This window comes from Rhodococcus sp. DT1, from assembly GCF_049844875.1.
Lineage (GTDB): Bacteria > Actinomycetota > Actinomycetes > Mycobacteriales > Mycobacteriaceae > Rhodococcus.
Genome location: NZ_JBNCLW010000001.1, coordinates 555,539 through 567,761 on the forward strand (window position 1 = coordinate 555,539; position 12,223 = coordinate 567,761).

Sequence of the window (12,223 nt, forward strand, 5' to 3'; positions counted from 1 at the left end):
GGCAACTACGATCGCTTGCCATGCGCCCTCTTGCTCAGGCCCTCACCGTCGCCGCCCTGACCGCACTCGCTGCTTCCGGCAGCGGGATCGCCGCCGCGGCACCGGCACCCGTTCTCGACGACAACGGGGCGATCGTGGCGCCGAGCAGCACGCAGATCTCGTTTGCGCATTCGCCGACCGGGTTCCGCGCGGGCACCGCCAACGAACACGAATCCCGTGCCGGGGTCTCGATCGTCAAGCTGTATCTGGCCGAGTACGTCTTCCGGTACGGCGACGCCGCCGATCATGCCGACGCCACGGAGATGATCCGCGCGTCGAACGACGCGATCGCCAACCGGCTTCATGCGAAGTACCCCCAGGCGATCTCGACGACGGTGGAAGAGTTCGGGCTCACCGATACCTACGTGCCCGGTTACTGGGGCAACGGAACCACGTCGACTCACGACATGGTCACCTATCTCGAAACGAAGAAGCGCACCGATCCGAATTCGCCGGTACTCGCCGCCATGGCATCGGCATACGGGACGGCCGCCGACGGGTACGCGCAGAACTACGGCACCGCGCTGCTGGCGGGTGTCATCGGAACGAAGTGGGGATGGAGCGACGATCGCTCGTTCAATGCCTCGGCATCGTTCGGGCCGGACTTCTCGGTGGGCGCCTCGACATACGGGTCGGCCGCGCAGCTTTCGGAGCACGTCCTGGGCGCGTTCACCGACGGCGGGCCTGCCGCACCGGAGTCCGGTTACCGCCTTACCGAGTGCGCGGCGGCACGCTGGCTCGCGGACGACCCGGTCCTCGCCGTACCCGCCCAGCAACTGCTCGACGGGCTTCCTCCCGCTGTGGCAGAGGCCTTCTGCGAAGGCTGAGGCTCTCGTAGGTCGCAGCACGCCGGTAGTTACCCGATCCGGTAGTTACCGGCACCCGGTGGTGCCGACAGCCCAATAGTTACAGCAGCTTTCCGGCCTCTCCCGTCGACTTCTCGTCGACGGGAGGGGCCGGTTCTGTTGTGCTCGTTCGCTCGTGTTCCGGCTCGGGAAACTGTCCCTCGTTCAAGTGACAGCGCGATGATCATCGGTGGGCTTAGTATCTTTAACAGATACAGTTGCAGTCGTTTGTGATCGAACCCTTGTTTCGATGACGTGGCACGACCGCGTTGCGACAGGAGGCGTCACATGGTGGTCCGACGAGTGTGGTCGGCCGGGCTCGCGGCTCTGTGCGTTGCCGCGTTCACGGCGGGAGTGGCGGGTGCGCAACCGCTCGTCGGGGTGACGGGGTCCTCATCCTCTGTGCCCGTGGTGCCGGGGCCGCCGGCGGTAACCCACGCGGAGGCTGCCGAATACGCGGAGAACAATCCCGGCGCGGTGCCGCCGCAGACGAACGACTTCTCGTGTGTGCTCTCGCCGGAGAACCCCCGGCCGGTGGTGCTTGCGCACGGGACCGACTCCAACAGCTACTCCGACTTCGCCGCACTCACACCCCTTCTCGCTGCATCCGGGCGGTGCGTCTTCGCGGTGAACTACGGTTTGGCGGCCGGGGCCGAGTCGTACGGTACGGGTGAGATCCGGGTGTCCGCAGCACAATTCGGCGAGTTCGTGGAGCGGGTCCGGGCCGAGACCGGAGCTACCGAAGTCGACGTCGTCGGGTATTCGCAAGGCGCGGTCGTCACCCGCTATTACATCAACAAACTCGGAGGCGCCCACGTGGTCGACCGCTGGGTCGGGGTGGCGTCTCCCAGCTACGGCGGCACCTTCTACGGTCTCGCGACCGCGATCGCCGCGTTACCCGGCGCAACCGACTTCCTCGAGGGCGAATTCTCGGTGGCGCTTGCGGAGCAACTCCAAGGTTCGGTACTGCTCACCGAATTGAACGCGCCGAGCGACACCGTTCCCGGCGTGCAGTACACCACCATCGGAACCCGGTTCGACGAAGTGATCCAACCCGCCGACAACGTTGCGTTGCGCGGAGAAGGTGCGGTCAATCTCGTCGTCCAGGATCTGTGTCCACAGAATCGGACCGGCCACTTCAACATGGTCTACGACGAATTCACGTTGCAACTGATCCGGCATGCCCTCGATCCCGATCGAGTCGCATTGGGCACGTGCACCCGGGTTGCGCTGGGAACCGGAATCCCGGAGGTCGTCCGCCAGGCCAACTTCTGAGCGCACCGGTCACCGCGGGAACGGTCGGTATCGACCGGTCACCAGCGGTTGCGCACCTTTTCCGCGAAACCGAGGAGGTTCTCGATCTCGAGCCGGCTACCGCCGTCGAGGACGACGAAGCCGGTATAGCGGCCGAACACCTGATGCTGGGTCGAACGGAGAACGAGAGCGTTCACGTCCGCGGCCCGATCGTGAATCGGCACGAACTCCATCTCGAAACGGTGGTCGTTGCTGGTGAATCGCCACGGCGCACCGTCGTACGTGCCGACCGGCAGGTGGAACTGCACGCGGTCGAGTTTGTGGGCGACACCGTCATGGAAGACCACGTTCTCGCTCGCCGCGCCGGTGTCCCCGAACCCGTAGCCGATGTTGAAGCCGAAGGGCAGTCCGTCGTGCAGGCCGGACGCCGAACCCCAGTACCAGGTGTTGTCGTAGGTCCAGACTCCCCGGCCCCAGTCGAATACGCCGAACGCTGTCGCGGGGTCGAACAGGTGCTCGCGGCCGTCGACCGTCACGCTGCCCCGGGCGGGCAGGCAGTTGATCTTCTGGTTGTAGTAGAAGGCCTTCGGGCTGGACGGGAACGGGGTGGCGATCACCATCCGGTCCATCGGCGGCTGAGTCAGCACCAGCTCACCCGACAGCCCGCGGCCTCCGCCGAACCCGGGATGGTCGACGATCAGCCGTCGTGCCTGTCCCTCGTTCCGATACTCGATGTGCACGTCGCCGCGGCGAACCACCACATCGCCCGAGTCGGCGCTCGCGGGCAAGCCCAGACGGCCGCGCGGAAAGGGGATCATCGTGTTCTCCGTGACGTCTGCCGGCCCGGCGAGGTCGAGCCAACTGACGCCGAGCAGACCCATGTAGCCGTTGTCGGCCACGGTCAGAGCGATGCCGTAGGGGCCGGAATCGCCGTCGGACAGGACGCAGTAGTAGTCCCACTCCTTGATGCGCAGACCGGACGCCGCGACCTTCCGGCGGTCGTACCGACGTTCCTCGCTCGCGCTCCATCCGGTCTCGATGAGCGTTCCGCCGTCGTCGAGGAGAGGGCCGGTGGTGAGGCGTCGTTGCTGCATACCCGGCGAGACTACTGGGCCGTGGTGGCGACACCGTGTCGGTGTGGGCGACCGACTCCCTAGAATGGGGGAGCCATCGTCGCCGAACCCTGGAGCAGTATTCGTGACACACCCGCCGGTTAGCTTCCGCATCGCAGTGCGCCCACCCGCACCGGCGGTGCTCTGACATGCGGGTGGTGTTCGCAGGTACTCCCGGCCCCGCAGTGCCGGCACTGCGGCGGCTCATCGCCTCGCCCCGCCACGAGGTCGTCGCGGTCGTGACGCGGCCCGACACCACCGCCGGTCGCGGCCGGAAGGCGGTCCGATCCGAAGTGGGGCAGGTCGCCGACGAGCACGGTATCGAGGTGCTTGCTCCGCAGGCACCTCGCGACCCCGAATTCATCGCCCGTCTCACCGAACTCCAGCCCGATTGCTGCCCCGTCGTCGCATACGGAGCGTTGATCCCGCCCGCCGTGCTGGAGATCCCCCGGTACGGCTGGGTGAACCTGCACTTCTCTCTGCTCCCCGCATGGCGCGGAGCAGCACCGGTGCAAGCCGCGATCGCCGCGGGTGACGAGATCACCGGAGCCAGCACGTTCCGGCTCGAAGCCGGTCTCGACACGGGCCCGGTGTACGGCGTGGTGACCGAGATGATCCGGCCCACCGACACCGCCGGTGATCTGCTGGGTCGTCTCGCGGAGGCCGGTGCAACGCTGCTCGAATCGACGCTCGACGGTCTCGAGGACGGCATCCTCGTTCCCGCGCCGCAACCCGCCGAGGGTGTTTCCCACGCCCCGAAGGTCACCGTGGACGCCGCACGGGTCGACTGGACGCGGCCTGCGCACGTGGTCGACCGCCACGTCCGCGCGGTCACCCCGGCGCCGGGCGCGTGGACCATGATCGGCGACCTGCGAGTCAAGCTCGGGCCGGTGACCCCCGTCGACGAGACGCTCGACCCCGGCGAACTCGCGGTCCTCAAGAACGGTCTGCTCGTCGGGACAGGGTCCACCGCGGTGCGGCTCGGCACCGTTCAGCCCCCCGGCAAGAAACCGATGGCAGCAGCAGATTGGGCGCGCGGCGCCCGACTCGACTCGAAAGTACGTGCGCAATGAGTGAAGCTCGCAAACCGGCCCGGCGTTCAGGGCAGAAGCCGGGCGGACATACCGGGCGCAACACCGCCCCACGGCAGACTCGCCGTCCCACCCAGTCGGCGGTGGATCCGGCTCGCACCGCGGCGCGGGACGTACTGCGCGCGGTCCGCGAGCGCGATGCCTACGCCAATCTGGTGCTGCCGGCCCTCCTTCGCGAACGCAAACTGGACTCTCGTGACGCGGCGCTGGCCACCGAACTCACCTACGGGGCGGCACGCGCGCAGGGACTGCTCGACGCCGTCATCGCCGATGCCGCCAACCGTCCCGTCGACGAGATCGACGGCGCGCTGCTCGACGTGCTGCGGCTGGGCACCTATCAGTTGTTACGGACCAGGGTCGCCCCGCACGCCGCCGTGACGACCAGCGTCGACCTCGTCCGCACCGAATTCGGTTCGGGCCGAGCAGGATTCGTCAATGCCGTGCTGAGGCGAGTGGGGGAACGAACCGAGGACGAGTGGATCGACCTGCTCGCACCCGACCCCGAGCGCGACCCGGTGGGGCACCTGGCGTTCCGGTACGCGCACCCGCTGTGGATCGCCCAGGCATTCGTGCATTCCCTCGGTGCCGACGCAGGGGAACTCGCCGACGTGCTCGCGGCCGACGACGCCCGTCCGATCGTGCATCTTGTCGCCCGGCCCGGTGTGATCACCGCTGAGGAGCTTGCACTCGTGACCGGCGGCGAGATCGGTCCGTGGTCGCCGTACGCGGTGCACATCGAACACGGCGATCCCGGTCGGCTCGAGCCGGTCCGCGAGGGCATGGCCGCGGTGCAGGACGAAGGCAGCCAGCTCGTCGCACGAGCGCTCACGCTGGCTCCGCTGCTCGGCGAGGACACGGGGCGCTGGCTCGATCTGTGCGCCGGACCCGGTGGCAAGGCGGCACTGCTCGGCGCACTCGCCGCGCTGGACGGATTCTCGGTGGATGCGGTCGAACCCGTCGAGCACCGCGCCGACCTGGTCCGCAAGACCGCGCGTGATCTCCCCGTGGTCGTGCATGTCGCGGACGGCCGCGACTCGGGTCTCGAGCCCGGGTACGACCGGATCCTGGTCGATGCACCCTGCACCGGACTCGGGTCGCTGCGTCGCCGGCCCGAGTCGCGCTGGCGCCGTAGGCCCGAAGATGTGGCCGACCTCGTCAAACTGCAGAAAGAGCTTCTCGGCGCGGCGATCGGTCTGCTGCGTCCCGGTGGCGTGGTGTTGTATTCCACCTGCTCGCCGCACGTCTCGGAGACCGTCGGGGTGGTGTCCGACGCGGTCCGCCGGTACGGGGTCGAACAACTCGACACGAGGGAACTCCTCCCGGGTGTGCCGAAACTCGGTGACGGACCGGGTGTGCAGTTGTGGACGCACCGGCACGGCACGGACGCGATGTTCATGGCGGCTCTGCGCAAACCGCGCGACTGAGACATCCCGACGGGACAACACGTACGAGGACTCTGCCGGACCCGTCGGGTGTCCTGTCGCACGGCTAGGGTTTCGGTATGCCCGATATCGTCACGCTGACCATGAATCCTGCCCTCGATGTCACCACCTTCGCCGAGGAAGTCGTACCCACCCGCAAGCTCCGGTGCGAGGAGCCGTTCTACGACGCGGGGGGTGGAGGCATCAACGTCGCCAAGGTCGCGCGTGTGCTCGGTGCGTCGGCGGGAGCGGTGTTCCCGGTAGGTGGCGCACGGGGCCGGCAGATGAGCGGGCTGCTCGACGACGACCACGTCGACGCGTATGTCGTGCCCATCGTCGACGACACCCGCGAATGCTTCACCGCGATCGACCGCAAGACCGGGCACGAATACCGGTTCGTCACACCGGGGCCGGACCTGACTCGCGACGAACAGGAGCGTTGCCTGGCGGTGCTCACCGAAGCAGCCCAGGGCGCACAGTATCTCGTGGCCAGCGGCAGCTTCCCGCCCGGCGTCTCCGGGGCGTTCGTCCACCGGGTCGCGGAAGTCGCCCACGCCGCCGGGGCGCGCTTCGTGCTCGACTCGTCGGGAGAGGCTCTGGCGAGCATCGAGTCCGGGGTGTTCCTCGTCAAGCCGTCGCTGGGCGAACTGTGCGAGTGGGTCGGCCGTGACCTGCCCGGCACGGACGACCGGATCGAGGCCTCGCGCGAACTGGTCGAGCGCGGGGTCGCAGAGATTGTGGTGGTGTCGCTGGGCCCCGACGGCGCGATCATGGTCACCGCCGACGACGCCGTCGAGGTGCCCGCGCTGGAGGTGGAGGTACGGAGCGCCGTGGGTGCCGGTGACAGCATGGTCGCCGGACTCGTCGTCGGACTACTGCAGGAACGCACGCTGCGCGACGCGCTGGCGCTGGGTGTCGCGTGCGGCACCGCAGCGCTGTTGACCGCCGGAAGCCGCGTATGCCGTCGTGAGGACATCGATCGGTTCGACGCGGTCGCCCGGAGCACGTAGGCAAAGCGCCGTGGTACCCGGCTCGCTCGGTTAGCCTGGGAGGATGGATCTTCGGCCGAAGTCCTCGCGCACCCGACATGCGGGAGCGCGGGAATGAGTAACGGGCGGCCCGCCTATCTGCAATGGGCCTCGATCGGACTGGTAGCGATCGGAGGCCTGTTCGGGGCCGGCAGCCGCGAAGGCGTTTCGCTGGCTATCCCGAAACTCGGCGAAGTCCCGATCGCGATCGCCGTCGTGAACATCGTCGGTGCATTTCTCCTCGGCTATCTGTACGAAGCCGTCACCCGGATCGACAGCGCGAAGCCCACGGGGAAGAATCTGAAGCTCCTTCTGGGAACCGGATTCTGCGGCGGTTTCACCACTTACAGTTCGCTTGCGACCGACACGGCGGTGCTCTTCCGGGACGGATACATCTGGCAGGGCGTGGTGTACGTGGTCGGGACACTGATCGTCGGTGCGTGCGCCACCTGGGCGGGAATTGCGGTTGCCAGTAGCGTCAACGCGCGCATGACGCCGCCCGCCGGGGGAGGGATGACATCGTGACGCCGCTCATCTTCATCACGCTGAGTATCGCGGGTGGGGTCGGAGCAGTCGTGCGCTTCGTCCTGGACGGTTTCATCCGTGCACACATGAAGACGAAGTTCGCGTGGGCGACGACCATCATCAACGTGTCGGGATCGCTCGTCCTGGGATTCCTCACGGGACTCACGGTCGAGCATCTCGTCTCCACCGACGCCAGCTATGTCATCGGAACCGGATTCCTCGGTGGATACACCACATTCAGTACGGCGAGTTACGAGACGGTGCAACTGATCAAGGAGCGCCGATACGGGGATTCGTTCATCAGCGGTGTGGTGATGCTGGTGCTGGCCCTCGCCGCCGCAGGAATCGGGTTGTGGATCGGCACGTCGATCTGAATCCGAGTTCGCCGGGGGAGCGCCCCGGTCCGTTGCTCCGGTTCACGTCCGTGCGGCCTCGCTGTGGGGACCGGGAAAATCCAGTCGGTGCTCGGCCTCGATGATCCGGACGGTGCCGGACTTGCTGCGCATCACGATCGATTGAGTGCCCGCGCGGTTTCCGCCGAAGTACCGCACGCCACGCAACAGCGGCCCGTCGGTGACTCCCGTGGCGGCGAAGAACACGTTCGCGCCGCCGACCAGGTCCGTCGTGTGGAGGACCCGATCGGTATCGTGCCCCGCGGCCTGAATCTGCCCGCGTTCGCCGGCGTCCCGGGGAGTCAGTTGCGCTTGAATCGTTCCTCCCAGGCACCGCACCGCCGCTGCCGCGAGGATGCCTTCCGGTGTGCCGCCTATGCCCATCGCCATATCGATACCGGAGGTGGGACGCGCAGCGGCAATGGCCGCGGCGACGTCCCCGTCCGGCAGCAACCGCACCCGCGCGCCGGCCCGGCGGATCCGGTCGACCAGTTCGGTGTGACGCGGCCGGTCGAGCACGGCCACGGTCAGGTCCGCGACCGACGTGCCGAGCGCGGCGGCGACGCGCGAGATGTTCTCGGACACCGGAGCGGTGATGTCCACGGCGTCTGCCGCGTCCGGGCCCACCGCGATCTTGTTCATGTAGAACACCGACGAGGGGTCGAACATGGCCCCGCGCTCGGCTACCGCCACGACGCTCAGCGAATTCGGCGCGCCGGCGGCCATCAGTGTGGTGCCCTCTACCGGGTCGACCGCGAAATCGCACTCCGGTCCGGTGCCGTCGCCGACCAACTCGCCGTTGAACAGCATCGGTGCTTCGTCCTTCTCGCCTTCGCCGATCACGACGACGCCCCTCATGGTCACGGTCGACAGCATGATGCGCATCGCGTCGACCGCCGCACCGTCCCCGCCTTCTTTGTCGCCGCGTCCGACCCACCGGCCGGATGCCAGTGCGCCGGCTTCCGTCACGCGGACCAGTTCCAAGGCGAGATTGCGGTCCGGGAACAGGGGTCCCGCTTCTCCGGTGGCGCTCATGTCGTGGATGCTCCTCCGAACGCGGTTCGTTGCGCGTGCTGTCGTCAGGGACGCTCGGCAGAGGGAATGTAGTGCGCGATCACCAGGAACACCCACGTGGTGAGAATGTACGGCCACGTGTAGGTGGGAACCCCGAGGTCGTGCATCCACAGGGTGACGACTGCGGTGACGACGGTGCCGATCAGCGCGAGGACCCAGGAGACAACACTCTCCTTCAAGAAGGTCACCGAGAGCGCGATCGCGGTGAGCACACCGGAATACCCGCTCAGACCGTTTCCTGTCTCGGTGAGGCTCTCGCCCAGTGCGAGGGCACACAGCGTGCCGACGACACTACCGAGCAAACCCGCCAGACCGACCTTCCAATTCGCAATGAACAGGCCGATGAGGATGAGGGCACCGGCCCAGACATTGTCGACCAGAACCACCTCCGAGACGTTGGTCAGCAACGACCGGAAGAACGCCACCGTGGTCGAGTCGATGGTCATCGACGACGATTCGACCCACCAGCGTTCGAAACCGAAATGGATGATCGTCGCCACGATGCAGAACGGTGCCGTCGTCGACGGGAGTCCGTAGATCTTCAGCGGTGTCCGCATGAACAGTGCATTGACCAGCCACGTGACCGGTGCGGCAAGCGCCCCGCCGACGAGTGCGATGGGGTACGAGAACCACTGACTGCCGAGGGTGGCAAAGGTCGCAGCGCCGACCAGGGCCCCGGAGAAACCTTGCATACCGAAGATCAGGTCGGACGCTTTCGTGCGGATGACCCACCCGGTAAAGGTTTGTGCCACACACGCGATCGCCACCAGCACTGCCATCTGCCAACTGGCGACGAGAAAGGCCACCATGATGAGCAGCGAGGTGTAGATGTTCGCCTGGAAATAGATCTGTGACGGACCGTGGCCGAACCCCACCAGCCAGGAGCGCGGTGAGGCCATGGAATCCTGCGGTGCAGTTCCCGTAGTCATGTCCAGCTCCTTCGCCGTGCATCCGGTATGGATCGGTGACCGTCGAGCGCCCCTACATCTTGCGGATCGCCGGAGCGGCGAACCCCGTGAGTGCTTCGTGAGCCGCTCCCGCCGCCGCGTGAGTGGCGCGGGCCACCGTGACAGGATCGTTGGCGACCAAGCGCATCCAGACGCCGGCGTCGTTCGGCAGCGCACTCACACCGAACAAGCCGTCCGGCAGAGTGGCGGCCAGCGCGTCGTGGAGCAGATCCGCGAGCACGGCGACCGGCACCAGCGGAGTGAACACGTACAACATCGCGAGGATGTCGTGGTCGGCCAGGACGCCGAGACTCGGTGCCGCGGCGGAATCGTGATCCTCGCCGGGACACAGCCGGACCCGGTCGAGTGCCACGAGGCGTCCGCCGGGCCGCCGGACTTCGACGTCGGACGCGTAGACCTCGTACCTGTGGCGCTCGTCGCGGGCGAGCCGTCCGGCATATACGGTCTCCCCGAGAAGGAGCGTGGCCGATTCGTCGAGCGTCACCGAGGTGTGCTGGTAGAAGCGCGATCCGGCGAACGGAACCACGGGTTCGGGCAGGTACTCGGTGTACGCACCGGCCCCCACCGAGATGTTCGTGACGGACGACGCGTAGTCGTAGTCCATCCGGTACACCCTGGTTTGCGCCTGCGTCGTCACGTGTGCCGAGGTGCCTGTCCCGAATGTGAGATCGGTGCGCAGCCTGTCCGCCTGGAGAATGCCGCCGCCCGAGGACATCACGTACGTGTACGGAACATCGGGGCGCAACGGATCGAAGTACAGCGGGCGCATGATCTGCAGCGGTGACTTCTGATAGTGCTGCACGAGTTCGGTGCGGTCCCGGTCGTGGTTGTGCTCGAAACCGAGTTGGAGGATACCGACCTTGCCCGGGCTCCCGACCGGGAGAGGCGAGTCACCGCCCGCATACCGGAGTACTTCGGCCGGCACCCGGACGGGCTCGAAGTAGTCCGGCTGGAGCCGATATCCACCGGGGTGCACCGGGCGGACGGGTAATGGGCTCACGGGTGCCAAGCCCCGGGGCGCGTTCGGATCCGCCCCGGGATCGAGAGCCCTGCCCGTCGAGATGTCGGCCGTCATCAGACGAGTTCGGTCCGTGCGCCGTTCCACAACGACAAGATCTGGTCGAGGAGCACGTCCAAGCCTTCGCCGGTGAGCGAGTTGGTGAGGACGACGGGGGCGCCATCGCGTACCCGGATGGCGTCACTCTCCATCACGCCGAGATCCGTCCGGACATACTGTGCGATATCGATCTTGTTGATCACCAGGATGTCGCTGTCGGTGATGCCCGGACCCCGCTTACGCGGCATCTTCTCACCTTCCGCCGTGTCGAGGACGAACACGAAGACGTCGGCCAGCGAGGGCGAGAACGTGAGAGTGAGATTGTCCCCACCGGATTCGTAGATCAGCGTGTCGATATCCGGGAATCGCTGCAGCAATTCCTCTCCGACGGCGAGATTCATCGTCGGGTCGTCGCGCACGGCCGTGTGCGGGCACGCGCCGGTCTCGACGCCCACCACCCGTTCGGGGTCGAGCACCCCGTCGAGTTCGCGCCGGACGTGCTGCGCGTCCTCCTGGGTATAGATGTCGTTCGTGATGACACCCGGAGTGCGTCCGGCTGCGATGAGCAGGGGCACGAGCGCTTCGGTCAGTGCCGTCTTCCCCGATCCCACCGGTCCCCCGATACCGATCCTCAATGCATTGTCACCCATAGTTTTTCGTTCCCCTCGGATCTTCACGGGGCCGGCACGTCGGCCGGCCGCTCTTCGGTATGCGCGGTCAACTGGCGAACAGGCGCGCCTCGGCCCGTTCGTGCTGTGCGGACATGATGTCGGCCATCGGTGCGAAGCCACCGAGATCGTGCACGTCACGTTCGGCGGCGTCGTGTGCCACCTGCTCGATCACCGGGCCGACGGCGTGCAGAATCACCTGCGCCTGCCGGTGATCGGTCAGCCGGAGGCGCAGCGCGGCGCCCACGAAACTCACCGCGAATGCGGAGAGATCGGAGGCCACCGCGATGCCCGTTCCGACGCCGGTCGCCGAGTAGATGAGAGCGGACACCACCGGCTGGCATCCCGGCGTGGCCCGCGCCTTCACCCGCCGTTGGTACTCGTCCAGCGCGTCGCTGCCGAGCACCACGTCGGCAAGGTCCGCGAGCTGGTGACCGCTGCGTACGGACGCCCGTCGCATCTCGGCATTCAACTTGGACGCGAACAGGCGGTGATCGATTTCCTCGACGAGGTCCCAGTCGCCCACCCCCGCCGCCCGATGTGCGGCGGCGAGGGCTGTCGCGTCCCCGGGCCCGACCGTGTGGACGAGCAACGAACACAACAGGTCCTGCACCTCACCGGGGTCGACGAGGCGGGCCTGACTGTAACCCTCCAGTCCGTGCGACATGGTGTAGAAGCCGCTCGGGAACGCCGAGTCCGAGAACTGCAGACTCGTCAGCAACTGGCGAATATCGGACGTCACCGTGTCC

The 12,223-nt window shown here is 67.1% G+C and carries 13 protein-coding genes; 7 read left to right on the top strand and 6 right to left on the bottom strand.

What is annotated here, in order from left to right; genetic code table 11:
* The first annotated feature begins 20 nt into the window (after positions 1 to 20).
* Positions 21 to 866, top strand: a complete 846-nt coding sequence (locus tag ACLQ3J_RS02595) for a hypothetical protein (RefSeq protein WP_422425394.1) — start codon at positions 21 to 23, stop codon at positions 864 to 866.
* Positions 867 to 1,172: 306 nt separating this feature from the next.
* Entirely contained in the window at positions 1,173 to 2,159 is a 987-nt protein-coding gene (locus tag ACLQ3J_RS02600) for an esterase/lipase family protein (RefSeq protein WP_169621825.1), read from the top strand.
* Positions 2,160 to 2,197: 38 nt separating this feature from the next.
* Here the strand turns inward: ACLQ3J_RS02600 and ACLQ3J_RS02605 are convergent, their stop codons facing one another.
* Entirely contained in the window at positions 2,198 to 3,232 is a 1,035-nt protein-coding gene (locus ACLQ3J_RS02605; protein WP_425902062.1) for a DUF2804 domain-containing protein, read from the bottom strand.
* Between the two features lie 167 nt (positions 3,233 to 3,399).
* On the opposite strand from ACLQ3J_RS02605, the gene fmt reads away from it, so the two are divergent.
* The 5 genes from fmt (at position 3,400) to crcB (ending at position 7,689) form a co-directional block, all read left to right on the top strand.
* Positions 3,400 to 4,323: a methionyl-tRNA formyltransferase gene (fmt, locus tag ACLQ3J_RS02610; protein ID WP_169621827.1), complete on the top strand. Its 924-nt coding sequence runs from the start codon at positions 3,400 to 3,402 to the stop codon at positions 4,321 to 4,323.
* Positions 4,320 to 5,765, top strand: coding sequence for an RsmB/NOP family class I SAM-dependent RNA methyltransferase (locus ACLQ3J_RS02615; RefSeq protein WP_425902063.1), 1,446 nt, complete (start codon positions 4,320 to 4,322; stop codon positions 5,763 to 5,765). The genes fmt and ACLQ3J_RS02615 overlap by 4 nt, the downstream gene beginning before the upstream one ends.
* A 77-nt stretch (positions 5,766 to 5,842) precedes the next feature.
* On the top strand, positions 5,843 to 6,772 hold the full coding sequence (locus tag ACLQ3J_RS02620) for a 1-phosphofructokinase family hexose kinase (protein ID WP_296550773.1): 930 nt from the start codon (positions 5,843 to 5,845) through the stop codon (positions 6,770 to 6,772).
* 93 nt (positions 6,773 to 6,865) lie between these two features.
* Positions 6,866 to 7,315 carry a fluoride efflux transporter FluC gene (locus ACLQ3J_RS02625; RefSeq protein WP_169652149.1) on the top strand — a complete coding sequence of 150 codons (450 nt, stop codon included), beginning with the start codon at positions 6,866 to 6,868 and terminating at the stop codon, positions 7,313 to 7,315.
* Positions 7,312 to 7,689 carry a fluoride efflux transporter CrcB gene (gene crcB / locus ACLQ3J_RS02630; protein ID WP_169621833.1) on the top strand — a complete coding sequence of 126 codons (378 nt, stop codon included), beginning with the start codon at positions 7,312 to 7,314 and terminating at the stop codon, positions 7,687 to 7,689. Before ACLQ3J_RS02625 ends, crcB begins: the two co-directional genes overlap by 4 nt.
* A 42-nt stretch (positions 7,690 to 7,731) precedes the next feature.
* On the opposite strand, the gene glpX is transcribed toward crcB, so the two are convergent.
* The 5 genes from glpX to ACLQ3J_RS02655 all read right to left on the bottom strand — a co-directional run bounded on the left by glpX (position 7,732) and on the right by ACLQ3J_RS02655 (position 12,216).
* A complete protein-coding gene (gene glpX, locus ACLQ3J_RS02635) occupies positions 7,732 to 8,742 on the bottom strand; it encodes a class II fructose-bisphosphatase (RefSeq protein WP_425902065.1) in 1,011 nt (336 codons plus the stop codon).
* A 44-nt stretch (positions 8,743 to 8,786) separates the two neighbouring features.
* Positions 8,787 to 9,710 carry an urea transporter gene (locus ACLQ3J_RS02640; RefSeq protein ID WP_425902066.1) on the bottom strand — a complete coding sequence of 308 codons (924 nt, stop codon included), beginning with the start codon at positions 9,708 to 9,710 and terminating at the stop codon, positions 8,787 to 8,789.
* 52 nt (positions 9,711 to 9,762) lie between these two features.
* The gene (locus ACLQ3J_RS02645) at positions 9,763 to 10,824 is read right to left on the bottom strand and encodes an urease accessory protein UreD (protein WP_296550771.1); all 1,062 of its coding nucleotides are present in this window, start codon (positions 10,822 to 10,824) and stop codon (positions 9,763 to 9,765) included.
* On the bottom strand, positions 10,824 to 11,456 hold the full coding sequence (ureG, locus tag ACLQ3J_RS02650; protein WP_169621839.1) for an urease accessory protein UreG: 633 nt from the start codon (positions 11,454 to 11,456) through the stop codon (positions 10,824 to 10,826). Before ureG ends, ACLQ3J_RS02645 begins: the two co-directional genes overlap by 1 nt.
* A 67-nt stretch (positions 11,457 to 11,523) precedes the next feature.
* Positions 11,524 to 12,216, bottom strand: a complete 693-nt coding sequence (locus ACLQ3J_RS02655) for an urease accessory protein UreF (RefSeq protein ID WP_425902067.1) — start codon at positions 12,214 to 12,216, stop codon at positions 11,524 to 11,526.
* Positions 12,217 to 12,223: the final 7 nt, after the last annotated feature.